The sequence below is a fragment of the Bacillus sp. OTU530 genome (assembly GCF_038440375.1).
In genome coordinates this window covers 1-22,744 of the sequence record NZ_JASATP010000071.1, presented here as the reverse complement: position 1 = coordinate 22,744, position 22,744 = coordinate 1, and the positions used below count along the sequence as shown (strand labels likewise).

Genomic DNA, 22,744 nt, shown 5'->3' with positions numbered 1-22,744 from the left:
TGGCAGGATAGTTGAAGAGGAACCAATAAAAGATAAAAAAGAACGATCTTTTGACCGCTCTTTTTCATATTCCTATTGTACAACATTGAAAACAAGTCTTAATTCGGTATCATCGTGTCCATTGAAATGGTTCGTGATATAGTTAAGAGCTACCTCTAATTTCAAGCCTGTTTCCTTCTCCAAGGCGTTTTGAATTTGCTTCAATTGTTGTTCGTTTACACCTGTTCCATTCTCTGTTGCCCAACAATCGGGATCGTCATTAAATCCAGGATATAATTTTTCTCCGATTTCACCTGTCCAATTCCAACCCATTACAACGACCGTTCTTGGTACGCGATTACCGTCCACAGTATTATAATAAATTACTGTTCTAACATCGTTTGATTCTTGTTTTAAATAAGGGTTGATAGCCTTGTTCATCATGTAAACTTGATTTTTGCTTCCCTCGCCAAATATTTCGTTATGACCGTATGCGTTCCCATTGTTATCCTCTTGAGCATAAGCACTATTTGCACCTGTAAATAAAGTTGTTGCTACCAATCCAACCAATGAAGTTTTTATAATAAATGATTTGATTTTCATTATTTTCCTTTTCACTAACAAAACCCCCTAAACATATCTGTTATAAAAGACTTTTAGCTCTTTAACAAGAGCATTATACCAGTTCTACATAGTGTTTTGTTTTCTTTTTATTTGTCAAAAATGGAAAATTACTGAAAACCTAACCATAATACCAATTAAACAATTTGTTAAGCTGGACAAATTTGTTTAATCAAATACGAATCTTTACTTAAATCCTTGTTGAACTAAAGGGTTCAAGAGTTTAACAATCGGTTGCTGTGGCAGCTCTTTTTCTTTATTGTACTAACGTAAGCAGGTTAGTTACATAACCGGTGAGTAGAATATTTTATTTTCGGGAGATGACTTTTGATGTTAAAAGATGTTTGTAATTGCGAATTTACCAATTCATTTAAACTAGAAGCAGACTTTGCGGCTGACCCAATTTGGTGCAATGTATGTGGCTGGAATCTCGATATTGATGAATTTCCATTGACAGATAATCTTAAAGATGACTTATATCAATGGACTAAACAATATAAGAAAATCCCCATTAATGAACATAATGCAATCGGACAAAATCTTACTGGAAAAGTGAAAGAAGAATTAGGCTCGGATTATAGAATCGTATTTATACCCGACAAATAAAACAGCCATGCTCCAAGATGGATTTACTAATGGGGCAAGTTAGTGTAATTAGCCTTATTCAACTAACGGGTAGCTATAGTTCAATAAGCACAAGCATGCTCTCCAGGATTTTAATAGTTGATCTTCCACAATTGGGTACTATTGTTTAAGATCAAAGGTAGAAAGCGATCAAACTTTATTTCAAAGCAACAATAAAAGCTTTCTTAAGCCTCCGACAGAAATGTCCATCGGTATAATTCGGGTTCCAGAAAGAAACAAAAGATAGATTGTGTTTCTTTACAAATAGTTTTATCTGAACGGAGTGGGATATAAAGCTTCGCTTTTTTCGCACAACTTTTCTCCCTTCTGTCGTTTTATCTTTGCACTAGAGCCTTTTAGAGTTCTACATTGTACATAGAGACACTCCTATGCAGCTAATTGAAAATATTCTTTGTCTTTTTTAACTTGAGACAAAAGAGAGAAGGATAAGAAAGGGAAGTCATGCTATGATTTAATCTTTCTTAATTTCGCATTAAATTTATTTTTAACGCCTAATTGGATTCGAAATTAATGCTTAGTATCTTCTCAAACACCTATCTACTCCATATAAGCTCCCTAGGTACCTGGGCCTGTTTTAGGCCACCATTACTGAAGCTCGGTGAAAGCCAAGCCGCTTGTCCTATTTTTCCTGTATATCCGTCTGATTTGCTGCAAATACTATTCAGATGGGCTGTATTGCACACACGTTATTACAACAATGAAAAGCCCTGCTCTCACTCAATATGCAACAAACTGACACCTACTTTTACGTTTGACGAACTATAAGGGGATCCCTAATAGTTAGTCAAAAAATAGAGAGGGAGTCCCTAGCCATTCCCTGCGATACCTATTTACCCAAAAAGCGATGCCACCATGACCTTTTTTCCCAGGCTGCTGCTACTTGCATCCGCGCTTCCTTTTCCTCTTGTATCATTCTATTTCGTTCTTGTTCACGTTGATCCATGCGATCCAAGTGAAGCAAAATTTGATTCAGCTTTTCATCTTGTTTCGTTGTCATTTCTTTTTGCTGCTGGATAAGTTGTTGGATTTGAGAGGTGAACCGCTGCTCTTGCTCCCGAAGAAGGGAGTCTACAAGAGTCATAACGTCATGACTTTGTGAGTCTTGGGGATTTAGGGTGGCTTGCTCCTGTATTTCTGTTCCTGTCATGCCGTCATGACCTTTATTCTTTCTCCATTCTGCAACCTTTTTTGCTACGGACTCCAGGGTTACACCGTCATAACGACTTAACTTTATGAATGTAGTGTAGTGCTTTAATAAGTTTTTAAGTTATATTGAAGATATTCTCATATAGTAAGATCAGGCAATTTGTCACTTTACTTGGAGCCTCTACGGGCATGATTATGAGCCATGAAGCCAGGAGTATCAAAGATCCTGGCTCAGCCAAAATAGGCTATCATACCCGCCTCTCCAAATAAAGTGCACGTCTCTTGTATTTGTCTGTAAGTCATATTCCAATTTGTTGCGGTAATATAAAATCTTATACATATAAAGCTTTATTTTAGGCATTTTTTGTTGAAAAGCACTATAGAAATGTTTCAAGTGTTTGAACGTCCAGTTCACTAAACATTCGATGGCCTTGCGAGTTTTTTTGAAACAAAGGACCTTCCTTCTCAATGAGTGAAACATATTTCTTAAAAACTGATTCCTTTACATCTAAGAGCTTCATAACTTCGCTACTTTTATACACGACCGTCATACCGTCATATCCCCCTTTCTCCTACGGCTTCCTTCTATATGTAAATAGGGAATCCCTGCATGTCATTTATGCCATGTTAGCAGTCCGCGAACACTTACTTTTAGGAAACAGGGCATCCCCTGTTTGTTAGTGTTTGCTTATAGGGAATCCCTTTGTAATGGATAAAGATCATATAACCAAGGACAAAGTAGGAGTTATAATACACAAGTGTCATACCGTCATGCCTTCTTTCCTCATAAGATAAAGAAGCCTTCGAGATAAAAGTAAGACTAGCCATCCCCGACACATGCAGAGAACATAAAAAAACAGGCCCTATATAAAGAGCCTGTTTGTATAAACGATTTAAGATTAAGCAGCTTTTTGAACGTTAGCAGCTTGAGCTCCACGAGCACCTTGCTCAACGTCAAACGTTACTTTTTGACCTTCGTCTAAAGATTTGAAGCCGTCACTTTGGATTGCAGAGAAGTGTACGAATACATCGTCTCCATTTTCACGTTCGATAAAGCCAAAACCTTTTTCTGCATTAAACCATTTAACTGTACCTTGTTCCATTTTTGTTGCCTCCTAGTGCGTTACCACACATTGTATTACTATCCTTGCCCAAAGTATCATCAAGACGAAAAGTCGATATTCATACTATCCTTTACACCGAACAAAAATAATTCTTCTTTATCCTATCAGGAAACGGAAAAAATTGCAAATTATTGGAATTTAACTAAAATAGTAAAAATCCGCAAAGAAAAAGAAGAGCAATCATGCAATACAAACAAAGAATTCATAATGACCATTCTAATTAAGTTATCTTTGTTGAACTACCATGTAAGAACGTAAACTTCTTACATATTCTGTGGTGAAGCTCAGCTTCATGGAAGGCTAATGGGGGAAATAGTGAAAGAGGCGGACATAAAAACCGCCTTAATTTTGTACTTCGGTGTATAATGCTTTCATTCTTACAAATATTAAAGAGGTTCTAATCCAATACGTACTATTCGATATTCGAGACACAGAAGATGTCTGACGGGAAAGGGCGGCTTTTTGTGGTGGTTCATTTTTTTAAAACCTCAATTTGATAAAAAAACAGTCAATTATTTCAGCTGTTTGCTTTTTTATAAAAACCTTTTAATGATTTAAACATATCACGCCCCGATGTCTTTGCCGTTTGATGGTTACATTCTTCATTATGCATACTCAAATACCAATTGCCATCACGGTCTTCATTTAATCTATACACTTTATTGGTCATAACATTTGTATAAAAGTCTCCATCCTTCAGTCTCAAATTATCCCTCCTCTAACACGTATGTCCCCTGTATTATGCCCAAAATATTGGCCTGGAGTCATTAGACATAAGATATGGTTAGTCGTGTGAGGTTGGGTATCTTTTGGGTGTCCTTTAGATACCCAACCTGTTACTTACAGCCGATAGATGCCCTTTACTTATAGTAACATTGATACTATTCAGTGTCATAACTCTAGAAATTTTGGAATGGTTTCTTATTCAACAAACGGTTGCAGTTTAGGAGAAGAAGGAGTAGAAAAAGCAGGGATTAAGATTAGTTAAATATAGACAAAACCTCTATTCAATATAAGGTATTTTTTCTAAGTGAAATAATACAAGAACTCCTTACTATTCAGGAGAACTTGTATTATTTCAGTAATCATCTTAATTATTTAGTCAAATCGTTTCTATCTTGCATTTGAGGTGGTTCTTCAAGCCAACCATTTTTCGCCATGATTTTTCCACCATCATGCCCATAAGTTAATATGTCTTTTGCTGTACTAACTAATATTACTGGGAGGTCAGTTCGTAAACTAAAGGCTGTTCCTAAAGCATTGCTTCCTAAACCAAAGCTACATAACAGACTGGTACAGTACATCATTAGTTTATCTGAAAAAGGAGCTACCTTTGAGTCAGTTGCATTTGCCCCCCATGTTGAAGGAGGTTGAATATCGCTCTGAAGAAATAATTGTGTATAGTCCGTTACAATTTTTTTCGCTAATTCTTTTCCTTTTATGAAATATTTTTTTATTTCAGGTTCATTTGCTACTTGTGCGAACCCCGTTATCAATTGCATTCCAAGAATATTTGTTTCAATTGCATGGTATAAATGTGCTACTTCAACTGTATTCAATGCCCGCTTTTCAGAAAATAAGTTAAAACCACTCATATAATTGGTTCCAGTTGCAAATTCCACTGACTTTGGCATTGATACAGCAGGGGGATATGGTAAAACATCGTTCGCTTGCAAATAGTCAACACATTCATCGTAAACACTTTGGGTAAATGTAGTTAATTCCTTATAAAGAAGAACAATATCTTTGCGATATGCCATACTTAGATGGAGTGAATGTAATCCCATGCTAATTTCTTGTAAAAGACGAAGAAACATAATATCAAACATGTTGTCATATAGCTTAGGCACACCAGTATGAACATCTTTCTCTGTGTATCCTACAGGAATGATAGCACCTTCATTTTTGAGAATGTTTTTTATATCTTCAAGATAGTTAATAATTTTCATATAAGCATTTTGCATAATCTCTTTAGCTCGATTGTCATCTGCTTGTTCTATAAAATATTCAAGCATTCGCTGTTTCATTGTTTTTTCCTGATAGGTCATCCACAATGTTCCTAATTCACTTGAACTTAAAGCATGTTTTTGAGCCATAATATAAGCCTCCATTTATTGTATTTAATACAAACAATAACCACCTTCATTGAACCTTAATTCTCATTAACAAACACTTTATAAAGTTCCCAACCAATAAACCTGGGATTAAAGACAATATTGGAAGCCACACAGGGCCAAGTAATATTTGTCCTAATTTTAGTGAAGGAGAGTACATAAGCCCAATTGTTACAAAATAAGCCCCAAATACAAAAGGAAGATAGGAATAAGGAGGAGTTTCTCCTTCGGCATCTTTGTATGCATCCCACATGGAAAACATATATAGGCAGGGATAGAACATTAGCCATTGGTAGTTTGTTGCTTCGATTGCTTCTCTATTGTTTCCTTGGAAGCTATGCAAAATCACAATGTTAAAATGACTATTAACATTAACGAGGAACTCCAAAAAAATAAAAACTATACCTTTAACAAATTTTCTGTTTAATAACTGAGCAAAGCCCGGGAGAGCTATACTCCACAGAATAGCTTCTAACTTATCAGTCATAATCATATTGTCCTTATAATTAGTTATAAATTTAATATTTACTACAAGAGAAATAATATGTAAAAAATGGATTTATTCTTCTGTCCTTCTTCATCTAAAGGGTTCGATTAACAAAGCAGAATGTGAAGAATTGTACTTAAAGTAAACGGGTGCAAGAGTTTAATAAGATCAGGTTGCTGCGGCAGCCTTTTTTCGACTAACGAAGCAGGTTAATTTAAGAAAATAGATGCCCCAGGAATTTATTGGCTCTGTGGGTTATGAAGGTTCACAATTTCTAAATCTCATAAAAATTCTATGCCCATCTTGGCTTACTGTATAACTTGAAGAACCCTATGGTGATTCACCCCAATAAAAAAAGCATCCGATTATTCGGATGCATACTTAATTATTCCATGTAAATAAACTGAGTATTCTCTCTGTACATATTCTCTTAATTTAATTCTTTTTTCTGTTTCTAATACTCTAACCAATTCTTGAATTTTTTTTTCATTTTCTTTTGTAGTAGGAATCTCTAATGAAAACAAATTACCTTGACTACTATTTAGTAATTTTTTTAATAACTCAACTTTATTCATTGGATAATCCCCTTTATTTACTATATTCGACATAAAGGCGACTTTTTCCTTGGAACATCTTATATTGTTTCAAGTTTTTACCTACTTTCCACTAAAAAATCTGATTACAGGTACTATGACAGGAATGGGGGAGCTTTTTTTATTAGCTTTTTTTATAACTACCTTCTACCAATCTAATCATATCACGCCCTGATATCTTTTCTGTTTCATGATAACCTTCTTCCTTCTTCATCACGCAAACTCAAGTACCAGCTGCTATCGTTATCTTCATTTAACCTATATAACTTATTGGTAAAAACATTTGTATAAAAATCTCCATTTCTTAGCCTCATACTATCTCCTCTCTAATGTATATAAACTGTATTATGCCTAAGATACTGACCTGGAGTCATTAGACATATTCAGTCCAAAAATCCTGGATATACAGGGGAAAGAAGTGAAAATCAGGCGGTAGGGACAGAGCATGGATAGTTGTGTAAAGTAAGAAGTGCAGGCAACGGAATTTTTCCTTATTCAGCTAACGGGGTGCGTTAGTTCAACAAGCTATGAGCGATTTTAGGACTAAGCCTATATTTTAGTTATTCAATTAAAGGGCGCGATTGTAGAGCAAACACAGGTAGAAAATGATCAAACTTTATTTTAAAGCAACATCAAGACGGAAAATAATATGCAGGGTTTTATGCAAAAAGTAGGGAGACGTGTCAAAGGATCGGGAGGCCAAAAGCCGCGCCGATTGGGCATTGCATAAAATCCTGCATATTTGATCATGTCCAAGAATGAGAGAAACCCAGGATTGGCGCGGAATCTTGAGGGATCCACTTCCGATAATGAGCGATTATGGTGCGACAAGAAGTCGCATTCCAGCAGTGTAGCTTCGTAACAGGATTTCAATCGGTTGAGGAAAGTGTCGAACAGAGCATTAAGGTGGTCAAAAACCATCCGATGTTCCCAAAGAATGTTAGTGTTCATGGACTTGTCATCTGCCCAGAAACAGGAAAATTGGATGTAGTAGTAAACGGATATGAGAATTAATTGGTTGAAAGAAAAATTAACTTCCTCTTTCGAATGTTATGTTAACCTGGTATCTCGAATCTTGTTCCTAGAGAATGGTAGCTACGTGTTTAGCAGAAAACCATACATAAAATCCTAGGAACAAGAAATAGTAAACACGTGGGAAACCTCCTATTAAGTATTTCTGATGAACCCACTAGTTATCTCAAGGACAGCCTAGCCCAAGGCTGTTTTCTTTTTTATGGATATGCTAGGTTCAATGGTTCATATTTCCTGTTTAGTCTGGGCACATTATTCCTTGATGAATGAAATAGGAGGTTGTTTACATATTGGAAAAGAGCTACGGTCATATGCAGCTAACAGCTACTGAAATGGGGAAACTTTGGACAACGTATATGGGCAATACGATGTCTCAGTGTGTACTAAACCATTATTTTCAACATGTTGAAGATCCAGATATAAAAAAAGTGTTAGATCATGCTTTATATTTAAACCAATCAATTCTAAAAAATATTAAAGAAATTTTTATTGCGGAACACTTTCCTGTACCGATTGGATTTACAAAGGAAGACGTAAATGTAGATGCTCCTAGGTTATTTTCCGATCAATTTTATCTTCACTATCTGAGATATTTAAGCAAAGCAGGAATGAGTATTTATTCGATTGCAGTACCTTTAATGACAAGAGAAGATATAAAGGGTTTCTTTACTCATACTCTTGAAGCGACAGTACAGCTTATTAACGAGGTTGATCAAGTACTAATGGCAAAAGGGTTTTTAACAAAACCACCAATCATTCCTATACCTAGCCAAGTCGATTTTGTAAAAAAACAAAGTTATTTAAAGGGTTTTTTCGGAAATACTAGACCCTTGCATGCTTTAGAGATTACACATCTTTATGAGAATATGGAGAATAACGTAACAAGCAAAGCACTGTTACTTGCTTTTAGTCAAGTAGCCCAAGACGACCAAGTTCGGCAGTTTTTTGTCCGAGGGAAGGAGCTTACCGACAAGCAATTAGAAACCTGTTCTGAGAAATTGTACAACGAGAATTTACCGTCCCCTTCATCATTGGAACACTTAGTAAGTGCGTCTACAATTTCACCTTTTTCAGACAAATTGATGCTAGCTCACAAAATTGATATGTTTTCCATGAAAATTAGAACATATGGGAATGGTGCATCCCTGAATGGAAGACGCGATATAGGTGCAATGTACACAAAATTCTTGGCAGATATCGGGTTTTATGTTGAAGATGCAGCTAATATAATGATTGACTATGGCTGGATGGAACAACCACCACAAGCTGTGAATCGAGATGAGCTTACTTCAAGCTAGTTATTTCCAGAATGAAGGGTTGCCTTAATAGAAGTCCTCGCGTGTCTATTGAATAAAAATGACCGTGAGGATTTTTGGATGAAGTTGTCCTCTGCATTAGCCATGTGAAGTGCTTAGAATAGAAGATTGACTACCCATAATGAGATGTTATGTAAACCTGACGTGTATACGGTATACACAGTTTTTTGTTCAACTAGCGAGCAGTTGAACTTGGGAAGAAGTAGGCAGATAAGAAAAGAGGTTTTTTGTGGCGGTGGGAGATTAGTGAAGAACAAACAACTTACATGATTTAAAATGAATACTTAAAAATGAAAAGAGAACATTAAGAAAAAAGGAGGGATAAATATGTCAAATAAAAATCAGTGGTTATTTAATGTTTCTATGGTCTTATTAGTATGGTTAACACTCCCTTTTTTAGGGTTACGTAATATTAAGAAATTCCTTCCTGCATCAATTTTTATTGTAATTATAGAAAATCTTTCTGCTCAAATCGGGAAGAAACGAAAATGGTGGGTTTTTTATAAAAAAAATCCATATATTTCAGTGGCATTACCTTTTTATATAGGACCTTTTTTGGTAGGTTCAATGTGGATATTAAAATGGACATATGGAAATTTTAAACGTTTTGTTTCACTCAATGCAATAGTAGATGGTATGTTTGCCTTTCTAATGATGAGTTTATTAAAAAAATTAAAAGTAGTTACACTCGTTCGCTTTAATAAAATTCAATTTTTCCTTTATATGTTTCTTAAGTCGTTTTTGTTATATGGATTTCAGTACCTCATTGAAAAGAGAAAATTATTGTTTAACATAGCAAAAAATAAAAACTTTTGACTTCCGCTAACGTGCGTTATGTTAAGTAAAATCAGTTGAAATAACCGACTTTTTGATATTTAATAATTTGCACGAGTGATTTTTGCTTTCCGACTGGTAAAGTGCTATAGTGGCTTTAAACCATTTTGCTTTTAATATCATAGAGATTTAAAAATAAACTGTAACTTCAGGGGGGATGGCAAGGTTAAAACTCTCAGAAGTTGCAGTTTTTTTATATCTTTTTATTACTTGTAAAATGGCCGAAAATAGGTATGTACATAAAGGTGCATTGTAGGAGGATTTTTTTCATGGAAAACGGTAAAGTAAAATGGTTTAACAGCGAAAAAGGTTTTGGATTTATCGAACGCGAAGGTGGAGAAGATGTATTCGTTCACTTCTCAGCTATTCAAGGTGAAGGGTACAAGTCATTAGACGAAGGTCAAGAAGTTACATTTGACATTGAGCAAGGTAATCGTGGACCTCAAGCTACTAATGTAAGAAAAAAATAATTGAAATGGAAGAGAAGGGAATGCCCTTCTCTTTTTATTTTCGAACACTAATTATGTAAAGGAGGTGATGGGATCCGAACCAGGTCTCGTTTTTTGTTTAAAGATTTAAATACAGTCAGAAGAGCATAAGGAGTTTCTGCTATCACATAGGGTGATAGAACTAGGCAAAGCCTAGCGAAAACGTGATATCAATAAAAGTGCTCGAATGTCTCCATTGCGTCCCCCTATTTTTAAGTGATGTCCCTATCATGTCCCCATAGAAAGTAACTCATGTTCCCCATCACCTTTTTCTAAAGCCACATATTTTTAATCAACATCAGCTCTCTCAATCGATTATTTTTGTGTTCCTAAAACTCAGTCAGTTTCCTTATAGAAAAAAATCATATAGAAATAAAGGGTTCTTATAGAGTTCTGTTAAAAATTTGTTTTGATTTGAAAAAAGGAAAGTAATATTTATTTATAGAAAATTTTAAAAAATAAAAAATGAATGTAGAAATAGAATGACTATCTATGATAAGAAAGGGGAGAACTTATATATGCTAACAAATGATTTAGATTTCCGATTAGAACCACGTTTAAAAGAACTGTATGAACAACATAAAATAAGAGCGCAGAAGATAGACTGGGGTTATCATGAGTTTTTACCATGGGATAAGGGAATGGACTTTAAAAGAGTTCCTTGGGATGAAAGTCAAGTTACTCTTCCTTCTGGTGTAATTACAGCCATTGAAACAGCTTTATTAACAGAAGTGAATTTACCATGGTTTACAACTTATTTATCTGCGACTTTTAAAGGGTCCCTTTCTGTTATTACAGACTTTATTCATACTTGGACTTCAGAAGAGGATCAACATTCGAATTTATTGGAGACATATTTACTACTCACTCGAAGTGTGAATCCTAAACGATTACATGAATTAAGAAAGTCAGTCGTTGAGGGTGGATTTGAGCCTGATTTTCATACACCAATCGAAGCGATGACGTATACGACGCTACAAGAACTTGCAACGATGGTGTTTTACAATAATGTAGCCAAGGTTTCAAGTAAGCATGATCCAGATCTTGCTACATTATTACGCCGTCTTGCCAAAGATGAGACCCTTCATTATGCGTTTTATCGGGACGTCATTCGAACACATTTGGAATTGGAACCTAATTATTGCTACCATATTGCCAATGTGATTATGAATTTTAAAATGCCAGGTGCTGTCATGCTTGATTTTGAAAATCGAATGGCTGTGATTGCAAAAGAAGCTAACTATGGGCCACTGCAATATTTTGATCAAGTACTTGATGTAGTGGTTGATTATTGGGGGTTAAAAGACTTAAGACCAATTGCACCTCTAGCTGAAAAAGCAAGAATTAAGATTTTGGAGTACCACGCAAGGTTGAAAAAAATACGGGATCGATTTGGTCGTTTTCAAGGAAAAACTGATCTATGTTAATTAGTCGAGGATTCAGGATATACACGGACAAATTGACTTTCCCTTTATTGGGAATCCGACACGCTCCTATTGTTTTGTTGTTGTTTTTGTTTAATCTGATTTTCAAATAAAAAGTTATTGACACTAAAAATAAACTCGTGATATTATTAAATATTTGATAAAAAAACACATATATGGTAAACTTAAGAAGGTTACCATATATGGAGGTGGATTATATGTTTCAAATTGGCGATAACATTGTTTATCCAATGCACGGAGCAGGTATAATTGAAGCCATAGAAGAAAAAGAATTCTCAGGGAAAAAACAAAAGTATTATGTCATAAAAATGTCAATCAGTAATATGCAAGTTATGATTCCAACGAGTAAAATATTGAGTTCAGGTATACGACCGGTTACTGATATACTTGCATTAAAACACATCATACACATTTTTCAGCAGGGAGAATCAGATAGATTACTGCCGTGGAAACAAAGGTATAAAGTGAACACGGACAAAATAAAAACGGGTGAAATACAAGAAGGTGCTGAAGTTGTACGTGATTTAATGCGTATGAAGAAAGAAAAAGCACTTAATGCAAGCGAAAAAAAAATGTTGGATAATGCATATGAATTTTTGATTAGTGAACTGGGATTAATTAAAGGAATCACTGAAAATCAAAGAAAAAGTTTCTGTTAAGGTTAATTATAGATAATGTATTGCATTCCGAAAAATATCCTGAAATTTTCGGGAATATTATTATTAAAAGTAAATTATTTCAAAGACATTCAACTTCTTCAACTCACTTTTAGAGTATTAGCCTCTTTTGTTATTTCTACAATCTAATCCATTTTTATTTTTTAATTTCTTTTACGAACGTTCGAGGTTTCATTAAATAACTCGATAAAATAGTCACTTGATTTTTGCAATCCTGATTCACACTGGCACGGACAAGGAGCCGTAAGGATGAAAGAGAGGTAGGGCTTTCATTGTTTTAGGGATATATTATCTAAGTCATTATTTCTAGAAGAAAAAACAATCAATCTCAACTCTATCTTTAAGAATTTTTCATATCTACTGAGACAGTGAATAGTAATTGTTTATCTTTTTTACGTAAAAGAGATAAACAAATTGGTAACACCATATGGTCAACTACAAAAATGGTTTCCGGACCAGGAAACCATTTTTAATTTCATTTACATAACAATAGGAAATTAAGCAGTGAGAAGGAGTGCAGACATGGAAAAAATGTTAACAAAAGAATTAAGTAATGAATTTAAAGAAGCGGAAAGGAGTCATTTCTATTACAGTTGAGTCTTATGAAAAAATCGAAGTTGGTGGAATTCGTGTAGATGGACCAGCTGTTATTCTAATTAATCAAGAATAGCTAGAAATAGCTGAATGACCGAAGAAAAGGATCAGCCTTTAAGAGAAGGGAGGATCCTTTTTGTTTGCTGCTGATAATAATAGGATATACATAAATTTCATCTGATGTGATGGGATTAAAAGGAAGGAGAGGGTCGGGATTATCATGGTGGAAAGTTTAATATTGGTAGTATTTCTTTTTATATTATATAAATTAGTTGATAAAAAAACTAATTATTTGAAACGGTATATTGTTTACTTTTTAAAGGCGAGATTTATTTTATAGTGAAATGGATAATTTAAAGGAGGAATTTAGATGGATGCAAGGAAAGAACGCATAAAATACGAGAAAATGTCAAAGAAATTTGACCGTATTTATTTAGTTTCGTTTCTCCTATTGATTGTACTTGTTTTTAGTAGCGTGATTATCATAGGAGCTACAGGGGGAAATTATGGAGTGTTTTTGTTATTAGCAATTTTACTTAACACACGTATTACTAAAGAAGCTAAAAAAAAGTATAAGCAGTATTCTAATAAAGGGCGTATATAAAATGATAACTATGTCGAAAGGCACAACCTGGATGTACATTCAAAATATCCCTATATCATTACCTATTAACTAGTAAAAAATAATCTTATATAAATAATTTTTTAGTAATTGAATCAATTTCATAATTGCTTCTTTTCGAGAGTGAGACTGGCAGAATTTCAATCATTCACTTTTTCAAAAAGTTAAGCTGCCTGACTGCTTTCAAGTAGTTGTTGTCTGATGCGATCGACTGCTAGTTTTGAAACATTATAAACAAGCGTCACAAGGTCAAAATGAACCTTTGCACGCGTTCCTGTTCGATATCGAACGTTTTTTAGCTGAAAAAACTCTTTTAAATAGGCATGTACTCGTTCAACTGCGGTTCTTTGGTTGTAAATCTTTTTCCATGCTTCTGTGCCACGACCTGGGGCACTGTATTTTCGAATATCTGTTTCCATTTTCATTTTATAGACCTTTTGACAAAGAGGATCATGGGCCAACAGACAAGTCTCGCACTCCTTGGGCCTTGTGTATTTCAACGTTTCGTACTTCTCATCGAAGCTGTCATATCGATAGGAATACTCACGTACGCAAGTTGGGACGAAGTACTCATCAAATCCAAGGAGCTCACCTTCGTTTCGCTTATTGTAAGCAATCACAGCTTTGGCTTTCATCCGATGAAGCTGCTTGTAAATGGCTTCATAATCATAGCCGGCATCTAATGTACCATACCGAACGCAGGACAAAGAAAGCCGCTCCTGTATGCCTTTTAATAAGGGAATGGCCGCTTTTCCATCGTTTAAACTAGCGGAAGACATCAAAGATTGAAGGATATATTGGCTCTTCGAACCAACTGCCAAATGGGCTTTGAATCCAAACCAAAATGTGTTTTTGCCTTCACTATTTTTCTTGATGCCCCAGTTCGGCTCTATGGGTACGGTTGTACGCAATGTTTCCAGATCAACATCTAGCTGGTCTTCTATCGTTTTTTCATACACAGTTTTCTGTTCATCTTGTTTCTATTTTTCTTTCTGAAACGCTTCCTGTTGTGCCTTTGGTTTCCGGCCTCGTTTCTTCGGCTCGACTTTTGGCTTTTTCTCTTTTGGAGTCGACTGGTCACGAGATTCAAAATGGGTCGCGTCAATGGCAACTACCTCATCTGTAATAAACCCTTCGTGAATTGCTTGAAGGAGCAACGTTTCTTGTACATGTTCTAACGCCTTTGATTCACTGAGCTTCTTTGCGGAGCGGGAGAAAGAGGCTTCAGAAGGGATACGGTCAGAAAACAAAAAACCACACTCGAGATGAAACATAAAATCACGACGTAATCGTTTGACCAAATCTTTAATGGTCGGGATTCGTTCCACAATACGAACTACGAGAGCGTAAATCATTGCTGGGTAATTCAACTCAGTTGGAGCACCATACACAGTTTTCTTGGATACGGCAAACAATAATGGCTCGATATGAAGTGTTGAAAAAATTGCTTCATATCGCTTTGTTGGTTCTAATTCATATAAATCTTGCATGCCAAACAGGCTTTCTTGTCGTATAATAGACATAGGGAGTCAACCTCGTTTCTTGATCATGGTGTGTGTGGTAACCACTATTATACAAGAATTTGGGGAGGTACTCCTTTTTTGTGTTCTAAAAATCCCTTGGTACGCAAGGGCTGAGGGTTATGAAATTGATTCAATTTAGATATAGAAAACGTACCTTATTAAAATGTTATTTTCGATCATATAATGAATTATCCTTCTAGCATATTTATAAGATTTATATCATATATTAAGTGGAAAGAATGTAAGTTAGAAAGGAGTCTTATAGAATGAGTTATTTGGAGGAAAATGACTTTAGTGAACAAAATACGGTAAGTGTACCTAATCCCTACGTATATCAAACATTACAATCAGCAATTGGTAAACATGTGGTTATTGAAACTGTAAGAGGTAATGTAAGAGGAGAGTTAAAGGATGTGAAACCAGATCATTTGCTAATTGAAGATACGGTACCGTATCTTGTACGCATTCAACAAATTGTATGGATTATGCCAAAACAATGATGAAATTTCATCTAATTTGATTCATAACAGATTGGCGTCATAGACTACCAAATGAAAACACAGGGTTTTATCTCTGTGTTTCTTCAAATTTTCGTTTTTGAATATATGCTTGAGCATGAATAATTTCGGTTCTGGTGCAAAAACTTCAAGATAATGCAATTAATCTCTAAATCTTAGACATACTGATACTACTACTTTAAAAAAGGAGCATGATCAGTATGGAAAACCAAAATTTATTCAAATGGAAACATTATCAGCCTGACATTATTTTGCTAACTGTAAGATGGTACCTACGGTACAATCTCAGTTTTCGTGATTTGGTAGAAATGATGGAGGAACGGGGTTTATCCATCTCTCACACAACCATCATGCGTTGGGTACATCAATATGGTCCTGAACTAGACAAGAGAGTTCGCTGTCACCTTAAGAAAACAAACGATTCTTGGCGAGTAGATGAGACGTATATCAAGGTAAAAGGTCAATGGATGTATTTATATCGCGCAGTTGATTCCGAAGGAAGTACGATTGATTTTTATCTAAGCAAAACAAGAAATCATAAGGCTGCAAAACGTTTCTTCAAGAAAGCTTTGCGGTCTTTTCATGTTTCTAAGCCTTGTGTTATAACCGTCGATAAAAATCCAGCGTATCCTGTAGCCATTCAACAGCTAAAAGACGAGCAAAAGATGCCTGAAGGCATCCAAATGAGACAAGTGAAATATCTCAATAATATCGTAGAACAAGATCATCGTTTCATTAAGAAAAGAGTACGCTCCATGCTGGGATTCAAAACGTATGAAACTGCTACTTCAATAGTACGTGGCATTGAAGCCATGCATATGATGAAAAAAGGGCAAGTTTACCAAGGGGTGAAGTCTGCCCAAAATCGAAAAGAATTCATTGATAAACTGTTTGGCATTGCATCATAATCCGTAAGTTAGCAGGAAATTCATGTCCTATGTTTTTTTGAAATCATCTTTGCACCAGAACCCAAAATCCAGTCTATGATCCATTTTTACACGTATCTCGGCTGAACCCCATATTGTTAAAGTGCTAAACCAACTACTCTTCAATCAAGATTCTTATTCTGTTGTGTTGACTTTTTATAGTTAGATGCAGGTTCTTTACCCAGTTTAGGTTTCCAATTTTTTAACTTGTTTTTTAAGTAATTCTTTAAAAAGTCACGTTTCTTTTTTTGCCTTTTATCACGATTTTTCATGAAAAGCCACCACCCTTATGTTACTTAACAGAGTCAGTTTATCTTTATTATAATTCTGTTAGCAGTTTCAATCCACTTCTTCAGAACGCAGAAACATTCGTTAATAGGGGATTTTGGTACAAAAAGGAGGGCTAGTACAAAATATCATTTAAAAAGAACTTGAAGATTTTTTATAAGTTCTTTTTTTATTAGGAAATTTATCTTCTACTAAATGTGGAGCAAGAAATTCATCCCAAGATAAATTATTGTTATTATCTGTTTTTACTGTTCTGTTAATTTCTTCCATTAATTTAGTTTTATCCCATAATTCCACTCCTAAATCATCTGCTTTTTTAATAGCTGAAGTTGTAAATTCTGAAGTGGTTATGATCATTGATTTACTGTATTTACAAATATGTTGGTCATTAAAAATTTCTTGTATAGCCGAAACACCCACTGATTTTTTATGTTGTTTACATTGGACTGCGGTTCCTGTTATTTGGCTTTTTATCTTTTTTGCAATCACTAAATCTATTCCAACATTCTCATCTTCAGGAGATTTAGTTACATTAAATCCCTGTTTTTGAAAAAGAGCTTCTATATAATTCTCAAATTCTACCCTATTTAATTTAAGAATTTCATTTAAATCGGTAGGAGGATATTTTTTATAATATTTTTGGCGAAGTTCCGCTTTGTATTTCTTTGCATTTTTCTTTTCACTATTTGCGTGACCTCTATATAATTCTTCAAATTCATAAAAATTCGGTTTATCAAGTGAAAATAAATTTCTTATCCACAATAAATTGGATCCTTTTAGTCGTTTTTCAAATTTTTTCATTTCTTTTTTAAATTCTTGGTCTACCCAGCAAAAAAAACAATAGTTACTGATATAAGTTTTATTTTCAATTGTTAAAAGAGTCTCTATTTTGGTTTCTTTATGCCTGGAGCATTTCTTTTTTGAACCCATTGTAGCACCCTCTTTAATTTATACCATTTAATAACCTATCTATTCTGTATTACTCTCTAAATTCCTTCTGAATCCCTGTTAGCTCCATATGTGAACAAATAAAAAAATTGCTTAAAATAAAGGTTACTGCAAAAAGGCTAGAAATAAAGCTGATGTTAAATAGAACAGCCCCGAAATTATTTTTATAATAATTCGGGGCTGTTTTTTCGGTTGAATTTTAAAAATTGTTCCTTTCCCTACCGGGAAAGGGTGTCTTGTAACTCATTTTTGAGACAATTCTTATGAGACGCTCTTAACTATGATTTTATCAGTCTACTACCCTTGTATCAATAGAGTGTACCCTAAATAGGGTTCTGGTGCAAATATAATTTGCTAGAAACATAGGATCTCAATATCCTTTTCATCTGTGAATTATGATACTACTCCAAATAATTTATGTATGAATTCAATCTCGCTTTGGACAGACTTCACCCCTTGTTGAAGTTGTCCTTTTTTCATCATATGCATCACTTCCACTCCACAGATGATCTGGTTGGCTGTTCGAAACGTTTTTAACCCTAACATAGAACGGACTCGCTTCTTGATAAAGCGATGATCTTGCTCCACTATATTATTCAAGTACTTCTGTTGTCTAAGTTGCATACCGTCAGGTATGCTTTTCTCCCTTTTCAACTGTTCAATTGCTATAGGATAAGCCGGATTCTTATCCACCGTAATGACGCGAGGTTGAGACACATGGGGAGAAGCCAAGGCTTTCTTGAAAAAGCGCTTAAATGATTTCGCATCTCTAGTTTTGCTTAGGTAAAAATCAATCGTGTTCCCTTCAAAATCTACTGCACGATATAGATACATCCACTGTCCTTTTACTTTTATGTAAGTTTCGTTCACCCTCCAGGAGTCATTGGTTCTCCTTAAATATGGACGAATGCGTTTATCAAGTTCTGGTCCATATTGATGAACCCAGCGCATAATCGTAGTATGTGCTACGCATATTCCACGCTCTTCCATCATCTCTACGAGATCACGAAGACTCAGACTGTACCGGAGGTACCAGCGTACTACATGTAAGATAATTTCGGGTTCGTAATGTTTCCACTTAAATTCTGTTGGCTTTTTCATACGGATACACACCCTTTTTAGATTGATAACATCAGTATGTCCAAGATACCTAGATTTTTTGCACCAGAACCGGTAATATTGTTAGTTTTTAGATTAATAGTAAAACAATAAATACAGAAGGGAGAGTCTTGACACTAAACCAGAGCAAAAATTCTCATCCTCCCATCACGGTTATTTTCTGCTTATTCATGATTAAATTTTTTAGTGGCAATCCAATAATTCGTTACAAAGAGTGTCAACAGAATCCAAATAAGTGTTAGCAGTACATTGCCCATTGCGTTTGAATTTACTGATCCCGTGATTAGCGTTTCCATTGCATGTTTACTCATGCTGGCTGGATTTACCTGATCAATTATTGGACTCAAACCGACGATAATTCTACAACAGATAAGGAAAACAATTGAAATTAATGCGATAATACCCTGACTGTGAAAAATAGCACTAATCATCGTTGAAAAAGATATGATAAAAAGAACCCATAGAAGATAAAAGAATAGTCCGGTAATCGTATGTAAAAATGGAACATCTGTAAAAAGATAATTTACGTATAGATAAGAAGCCAAGTATCCAATCGCTACACTACAAGCTACTATTAAATAATTTGATATAATTTTTCCGCCTATGTATGAAATAACAGTAACGGGTCGTGTTAAAATAAAAGCCAGCATACCGTTTGCTTTATCTGTTTGGACGATACCCATTATCGAAATAGCAAGAATCATAAGCCCAAGCTGATCAAATTGAGACCCTAACGTGCTTGCTAGTACTTCGCCGCCTTTTTGTGCTGTCATGTTTGGATCAATTGTAATTCCCTGACCACCGCCTAATGCTTCTAAAATTGATGGCAAGTAATGAGTTACTACCGGCTGAGTTATCCCTAAAAAGATAAAAACGATCGGTAGCCAAATAACTTTAAAATCACGTACCATTTGAACAAATTCTTTTTTTATTAGTACTATTAAGTTATTCATTTCTGCACCACCAATTTTAAGAAGATTTCTTCTAAAGAATCTTTATTAATTTCAAATTTTACAATGTCCACTTCATGCTCGAGAGCATTTTTCAGTAATATATTTTTGTTTCTTTCGATGTTTTCAACTTTTATTTTGACTTTATTCCCAATGACCTCTACTTCCTTCACATAAGGTAATTTTTTTACAACGTCAATCCATTCTTGATTCTTCGCTGTGATTTCCACGATTAACTGATTTTCACTATTTCGGTTTAACAGTTCGGTGATCGTTGTATCTTCTATTTTTGTTCCATCTTTTATAATGACAAATCGTTCACATATTTCTTCCGCATCGCTCAATATATGGGTTGATAATAACATGGTTGTATCTTTTTTTATTTCTTCGATCAGGTTTAACACTTCTCTTCGGCCGATTGGATCTAATGCGGATACCGGTTCATCCATGACAATAAGCGAAGGCTTATGTAGTAGTGCTTGTGCAATACCGAGCCGTTGTTTCATTCCACCGGAAAATGTACTAACTTTTGAGTTTTCTTCGCCCCTTAGTCCAACTTTTGTCAAAATCTCCGGTATCGAGTTTGTTAATTCTTCTTTTTTCAATCCTGAAAGTTGTCCCATAAACGTAAGAGTTTCTTTCGCTGTCATCCAATGAAAAAAGTTAGGGTATTGTGGCAGGTAACCAATTTCCCTTTTTATTTTTGATATTTTTTTCCCATTCAGTAAAACTTCTCCTGCGGTTGGATCGATAATATCTGAAATCACCTTTATTAATGTGGATTTCCCTGCTCCATTCGGTCCGATTAAACCGACACATTCCCCCGATTGCAGTTCCATTGAGAAATTATTGACAGCAATTTTTCCTTTAAATATTTTGGTCACATTTCTGATCTCCAATTTCAAGATCTTTCACCATCCTTTCTTCCTAAAACAAAGTACAGAATAGGTCCAAGTGTATTGACAAAAAGAATAATTAGCGTCCATATGAGTGCATTTTTTCTCGTTTTTCTATGTCGGTATAAATCAATTAATGCAATTAAAACTAATAGCGTACCGATTACAATAACCGGCAATATAATGGGTAAAAAGGCCATAAAATCAATGTCTTTAAGGTCATTTAATCCATAGTGTAGTTGCATTTTCATCATTCCTCTCCACCTCATTCTCATTATTAATAATGATAACGTATGCAGAGGTATGTTGCAAACATTATTCTCATTATTTATAATGAGAATAATATTAAACAAATAACTAAGGTGATATAGTGAGTAATAAAGTTAAAGTTTTAATGCATCCGGTAAGAATGAAAATTTGCCAAGCATTAATGAGAAATAAAGAAAATGGGTTAACACCATTAGAAATGGTAAAAATCATTAAAGATGTACCTCAAGCCACTCTATATAGACATATACAAATTATGGTGGATTCTGGTATTATTCACGTTATTAAAGAAAAAAAGGTGAAATCTGTTTCCGAAAAATATTACGCTTTAAATGAAGAGGAAGCAAGACTTGATAGAAGTGAATGGAGAAAAGCCTCTAACGAGGAAAAGTTAGACTACATTTCCTATTATCAATTATCACTTATGACACAATACCAAAGTTATCTTAAGAAATTAGGAGAACAAAACTGCCAAGAGGACGGTGCTACTTTTTCTCTAGTTGAATTAAAGATAGATGAGGAGCACTTTATACAATTTCAAAATGAATTAAATGAATTAATGACTAAATACTACCATACTACGTACAAGAGTAACGAAATAGATGCCCCAGTTCGAACAATCGCTATTACAATTATTCCAGATACTTAAACAAATTAAATAATACTAACTTTTGTAGCGATCGCGTGGTTGGAATGTTCGACAAGTAGCTCATTATTTACTCGACAGTCAAATGAATGATTATAGTAGCTTTAAATCTTATAAAATATAGACCGATGCTCCCTTAACGCATGGAAATTCGGCCTATTTCATATCAAAATTTGCTTAACGTATGTTTTCCGCTTTTTGTTGGTAGGACCATGCCCATCAAGCTAGTGAAAACAAATACCTCCAAAACGAGAAGATTGAAAATGTATAAAACTCTTGTTTTGGAGATGCTTTTATTTTTAGCTTGATGAATGTGGGATTTTCGTCCATTTTTCTGTAGTGAGCAAAACAAGCGAACTTCATAATGGTTTGACTGTCTGGGTCTTTTGCACCAGAACCGTAAATGCTGCAAATTTCAAAGGGGATCACTTCTGTATTGCCGAATGTAAAGATGATACGGAAAAAAGGGAGATGAATAGGCATGAAAGATTTTACTGTATCTTTAAAGTTTGTTAGCGGAGAATACGAGCATTTAACCATTCAAGCTGAGAGTAAGCAATTAGTGATGGATCGTTTTGTAGACAATTCTAATCGCTGGTATGTTCATGAGGATAAACTGCTTAACTTAGATAATGTTATTTCGGTTAAGGTTCAGGCTAATGAAATACAGGAGATTGAAGAAAACGGTTTAGACGATTCAGACGATATAGTTTACTCTTAAGGTAGGTATTTTGAGCATTCCTGTAGGAGTTCTTTTTATGTTGTAGATCCTAGGTAAAAAGAAAAGCTCTGCCGGTGTGATCGACGGCGGCTGAAATGCTTTGTATAGCGTTTTAGCCGTTTTTATTTTGTCTAGACATAGAAAAAAGCATGTGCTAGTAAAACACATGCTCTTTCTTGCCCGATTTATTTATATTGTTCGCCTGGATCTATTCTAGCATTGATA

General features: G+C 34.8%; 25 protein-coding genes and 3 pseudogenes. 13 read left to right on the top strand and 15 right to left on the bottom strand.

Annotated features, from left to right (window positions below; translation table 11 throughout):
* Positions 1-72: 72 nt before the first annotated feature.
* Positions 73-597, bottom strand: coding sequence for a hypothetical protein (locus AAHB12_RS28635; protein ID WP_342048552.1), 525 nt, complete (start codon positions 595-597; stop codon positions 73-75).
* Positions 598-930: 333 nt separating this feature from the next.
* On the opposite strand from AAHB12_RS28635, the gene AAHB12_RS28630 reads away from it, so the two are divergent.
* Entirely contained in the window at positions 931-1,206 is a 276-nt protein-coding gene (locus AAHB12_RS28630; RefSeq protein WP_342048551.1) for a hypothetical protein, read from the top strand.
* 865 nt (positions 1,207-2,071) lie between these two features.
* Here AAHB12_RS28630 and AAHB12_RS28625 read toward each other — a convergent pair.
* From AAHB12_RS28625 to AAHB12_RS28595, 7 genes are all read right to left on the bottom strand, one after another.
* Complete coding sequence (locus AAHB12_RS28625) at positions 2,072-2,392, bottom strand: hypothetical protein (RefSeq protein WP_342048550.1); 321 nt, start codon at positions 2,390-2,392, stop codon at positions 2,072-2,074.
* 376 nt (positions 2,393-2,768) lie between these two features.
* Entirely contained in the window at positions 2,769-2,942 is a 174-nt protein-coding gene (locus AAHB12_RS28620) for a hypothetical protein (RefSeq protein WP_342048549.1), read from the bottom strand.
* Positions 2,943-3,290: 348 nt separating this feature from the next.
* Positions 3,291-3,494, bottom strand: a complete 204-nt coding sequence (gene cspC / locus AAHB12_RS28615; RefSeq protein ID WP_003328189.1) for a cold shock protein CspC — start codon at positions 3,492-3,494, stop codon at positions 3,291-3,293.
* 538 nt (positions 3,495-4,032) lie between these two features.
* Positions 4,033-4,221 carry a hypothetical protein gene (locus AAHB12_RS28610; protein WP_342048548.1) on the bottom strand — a complete coding sequence of 63 codons (189 nt, stop codon included), beginning with the start codon at positions 4,219-4,221 and terminating at the stop codon, positions 4,033-4,035.
* 388 nt (positions 4,222-4,609) lie between these two features.
* On the bottom strand, positions 4,610-5,611 hold the full coding sequence (locus tag AAHB12_RS28605) for a DUF3231 family protein (protein WP_342048547.1): 1,002 nt from the start codon (positions 5,609-5,611) through the stop codon (positions 4,610-4,612).
* A gap of 46 nt (positions 5,612-5,657) precedes the next feature.
* Positions 5,658-6,122: a hypothetical protein gene (locus AAHB12_RS28600; protein ID WP_446715630.1), complete on the bottom strand. Its 465-nt coding sequence runs from the start codon at positions 6,120-6,122 to the stop codon at positions 5,658-5,660.
* Between the two features lie 359 nt (positions 6,123-6,481).
* Positions 6,482-6,691: a hypothetical protein gene (locus AAHB12_RS28595; RefSeq protein ID WP_342048545.1), complete on the bottom strand. Its 210-nt coding sequence runs from the start codon at positions 6,689-6,691 to the stop codon at positions 6,482-6,484.
* An 873-nt stretch (positions 6,692-7,564) separates the two neighbouring features.
* Between AAHB12_RS28595 and AAHB12_RS28590 the strand changes: the two are divergent.
* The 8 genes and pseudogenes from AAHB12_RS28590 to AAHB12_RS28555 form a co-directional block, all read left to right on the top strand.
* Positions 7,565-7,723: pseudogene (locus AAHB12_RS28590) on the top strand (carbonic anhydrase); the annotation flags it as partial.
* A 308-nt stretch (positions 7,724-8,031) separates the two neighbouring features.
* Positions 8,032-9,039, top strand: a complete 1,008-nt coding sequence (locus AAHB12_RS28585; RefSeq protein WP_342048544.1) for a DUF3231 family protein — start codon at positions 8,032-8,034, stop codon at positions 9,037-9,039.
* A 345-nt stretch (positions 9,040-9,384) separates the two neighbouring features.
* Positions 9,385-9,873, top strand: a complete 489-nt coding sequence (locus AAHB12_RS28580) for a hypothetical protein (RefSeq protein ID WP_342048543.1) — start codon at positions 9,385-9,387, stop codon at positions 9,871-9,873.
* Between the two features lie 287 nt (positions 9,874-10,160).
* Positions 10,161-10,361, top strand: coding sequence for a cold-shock protein (locus AAHB12_RS28575; RefSeq protein ID WP_342048542.1), 201 nt, complete (start codon positions 10,161-10,163; stop codon positions 10,359-10,361).
* A gap of 536 nt (positions 10,362-10,897) precedes the next feature.
* Positions 10,898-11,806, top strand: coding sequence for an acyl-ACP desaturase (locus AAHB12_RS28570; RefSeq protein WP_342048554.1), 909 nt, complete (start codon positions 10,898-10,900; stop codon positions 11,804-11,806).
* Between the two features lie 215 nt (positions 11,807-12,021).
* A complete protein-coding gene (locus tag AAHB12_RS28565) occupies positions 12,022-12,483 on the top strand; it encodes a CarD family transcriptional regulator (protein WP_342048541.1) in 462 nt (153 codons plus the stop codon).
* Positions 12,484-13,023: 540 nt separating this feature from the next.
* Positions 13,024-13,171 (top strand): annotated as a pseudogene (locus AAHB12_RS28560) (BC1881 family protein).
* A 294-nt stretch (positions 13,172-13,465) separates the two neighbouring features.
* Positions 13,466-13,699: a hypothetical protein gene (locus AAHB12_RS28555; RefSeq protein WP_342048540.1), complete on the top strand. Its 234-nt coding sequence runs from the start codon at positions 13,466-13,468 to the stop codon at positions 13,697-13,699.
* 182 nt (positions 13,700-13,881) lie between these two features.
* On the opposite strand, the pseudogene AAHB12_RS28550 reads toward AAHB12_RS28555, so the two are convergent.
* A pseudogene (locus AAHB12_RS28550) lies at positions 13,882-15,240 on the bottom strand (transposase).
* 266 nt (positions 15,241-15,506) lie between these two features.
* On the opposite strand from AAHB12_RS28550, the gene AAHB12_RS28545 reads away from it, so the two are divergent.
* Positions 15,507-15,740 (top strand): YuzF family protein, encoded by a 234-nt coding sequence (locus tag AAHB12_RS28545; RefSeq protein WP_342048539.1) that lies wholly within the window; start codon positions 15,507-15,509, stop codon positions 15,738-15,740.
* A 218-nt stretch (positions 15,741-15,958) separates the two neighbouring features.
* Complete coding sequence (locus tag AAHB12_RS28540) at positions 15,959-16,666, top strand: IS6 family transposase (RefSeq protein WP_342048538.1); 708 nt, start codon at positions 15,959-15,961, stop codon at positions 16,664-16,666.
* 140 nt (positions 16,667-16,806) lie between these two features.
* Here AAHB12_RS28540 and AAHB12_RS28535 read toward each other — a convergent pair whose 3' ends face one another.
* The 6 genes from AAHB12_RS28535 to AAHB12_RS28510 all read right to left on the bottom strand — a co-directional run bounded on the left by AAHB12_RS28535 (position 16,807) and on the right by AAHB12_RS28510 (position 21,130).
* Positions 16,807-16,956 (bottom strand): hypothetical protein, encoded by a 150-nt coding sequence (locus AAHB12_RS28535; protein WP_342048537.1) that lies wholly within the window; start codon positions 16,954-16,956, stop codon positions 16,807-16,809.
* 148 nt (positions 16,957-17,104) lie between these two features.
* Entirely contained in the window at positions 17,105-17,902 is a 798-nt protein-coding gene (locus AAHB12_RS28530) for a restriction endonuclease (protein WP_342048536.1), read from the bottom strand.
* Positions 17,903-18,313: 411 nt separating this feature from the next.
* Positions 18,314-19,021 carry an IS6 family transposase gene (locus AAHB12_RS28525; RefSeq protein WP_342048535.1) on the bottom strand — a complete coding sequence of 236 codons (708 nt, stop codon included), beginning with the start codon at positions 19,019-19,021 and terminating at the stop codon, positions 18,314-18,316.
* A 182-nt stretch (positions 19,022-19,203) separates the two neighbouring features.
* Entirely contained in the window at positions 19,204-19,992 is a 789-nt protein-coding gene (locus tag AAHB12_RS28520; protein ID WP_342048534.1) for an ABC transporter permease, read from the bottom strand.
* A complete protein-coding gene (locus AAHB12_RS28515; RefSeq protein ID WP_342048533.1) occupies positions 19,989-20,894 on the bottom strand; it encodes an ABC transporter ATP-binding protein in 906 nt (301 codons plus the stop codon). The genes AAHB12_RS28520 and AAHB12_RS28515 overlap by 4 nt, the downstream gene beginning before the upstream one ends.
* Positions 20,891-21,130, bottom strand: a complete 240-nt coding sequence (locus AAHB12_RS28510) for a PLD nuclease N-terminal domain-containing protein (protein WP_342048553.1) — start codon at positions 21,128-21,130, stop codon at positions 20,891-20,893. The genes AAHB12_RS28515 and AAHB12_RS28510 overlap by 4 nt, the downstream gene beginning before the upstream one ends.
* A 125-nt stretch (positions 21,131-21,255) precedes the next feature.
* Here AAHB12_RS28510 and AAHB12_RS28505 point away from each other — a divergent pair, with 125 nt between their 5' ends.
* Together AAHB12_RS28505 and AAHB12_RS28500 are read left to right on the top strand one after the other, a co-directional pair.
* Positions 21,256-21,801 (top strand): transcriptional regulator, encoded by a 546-nt coding sequence (locus AAHB12_RS28505; protein WP_342048532.1) that lies wholly within the window; start codon positions 21,256-21,258, stop codon positions 21,799-21,801.
* Positions 21,802-22,279: 478 nt separating this feature from the next.
* Entirely contained in the window at positions 22,280-22,519 is a 240-nt protein-coding gene (locus AAHB12_RS28500; RefSeq protein ID WP_342048531.1) for a hypothetical protein, read from the top strand.
* Positions 22,520-22,744: the final 225 nt, after the last annotated feature.

Coding starts and splice junctions, on each gene's coding strand:
- AAHB12_RS28530 (WP_342048536.1), bottom strand. CDS start 17,902: ATGGGTTCAAAAAAGAAATGCTCCAGGCATAAAGAAACCAAAATAGAG.
- AAHB12_RS28595 (WP_342048545.1), bottom strand. CDS start 6,691: ATGAATAAAGTTGAGTTATTAAAAAAATTACTAAATAGTAGTCAAGGT.
- AAHB12_RS28545 (WP_342048539.1), top strand. CDS start 15,507: ATGAGTTATTTGGAGGAAAATGACTTTAGTGAACAAAATACGGTAAGT.
- cspC (WP_003328189.1), bottom strand. CDS start 3,494: ATGGAACAAGGTACAGTTAAATGGTTTAATGCAGAAAAAGGTTTTGGC.
- AAHB12_RS28575 (WP_342048542.1), top strand. CDS start 10,161: ATGGAAAACGGTAAAGTAAAATGGTTTAACAGCGAAAAAGGTTTTGGA.
- AAHB12_RS28540 (WP_342048538.1), top strand. CDS start 15,959: ATGGAAAACCAAAATTTATTCAAATGGAAACATTATCAGCCTGACATT.
- AAHB12_RS28555 (WP_342048540.1), top strand. CDS start 13,466: ATGGATGCAAGGAAAGAACGCATAAAATACGAGAAAATGTCAAAGAAA.
- AAHB12_RS28520 (WP_342048534.1), bottom strand. CDS start 19,992: ATGAATAACTTAATAGTACTAATAAAAAAAGAATTTGTTCAAATGGTA.
- AAHB12_RS28600 (WP_446715630.1), bottom strand. CDS start 6,122: ATGATTATGACTGATAAGTTAGAAGCTATTCTGTGGAGTATAGCTCTC.
- AAHB12_RS28570 (WP_342048554.1), top strand. CDS start 10,898: ATGCTAACAAATGATTTAGATTTCCGATTAGAACCACGTTTAAAAGAA.
- AAHB12_RS28565 (WP_342048541.1), top strand. CDS start 12,022: ATGTTTCAAATTGGCGATAACATTGTTTATCCAATGCACGGAGCAGGT.
- AAHB12_RS28605 (WP_342048547.1), bottom strand. CDS start 5,611: ATGGCTCAAAAACATGCTTTAAGTTCAAGTGAATTAGGAACATTGTGG.
- AAHB12_RS28510 (WP_342048553.1), bottom strand. CDS start 21,130: ATGCAACTACACTATGGATTAAATGACCTTAAAGACATTGATTTTATG.
- AAHB12_RS28580 (WP_342048543.1), top strand. CDS start 9,385: ATGTCAAATAAAAATCAGTGGTTATTTAATGTTTCTATGGTCTTATTA.
- AAHB12_RS28535 (WP_342048537.1), bottom strand. CDS start 16,956: ATGAAAAATCGTGATAAAAGGCAAAAAAAGAAACGTGACTTTTTAAAG.
- AAHB12_RS28620 (WP_342048549.1), bottom strand. CDS start 2,942: ATGACGGTCGTGTATAAAAGTAGCGAAGTTATGAAGCTCTTAGATGTA.
- AAHB12_RS28630 (WP_342048551.1), top strand. CDS start 931: ATGTTAAAAGATGTTTGTAATTGCGAATTTACCAATTCATTTAAACTA.
- AAHB12_RS28500 (WP_342048531.1), top strand. CDS start 22,280: ATGAAAGATTTTACTGTATCTTTAAAGTTTGTTAGCGGAGAATACGAG.
- AAHB12_RS28525 (WP_342048535.1), bottom strand. CDS start 19,021: ATGAAAAAGCCAACAGAATTTAAGTGGAAACATTACGAACCCGAAATT.
- AAHB12_RS28625 (WP_342048550.1), bottom strand. CDS start 2,392: ATGACAGGAACAGAAATACAGGAGCAAGCCACCCTAAATCCCCAAGAC.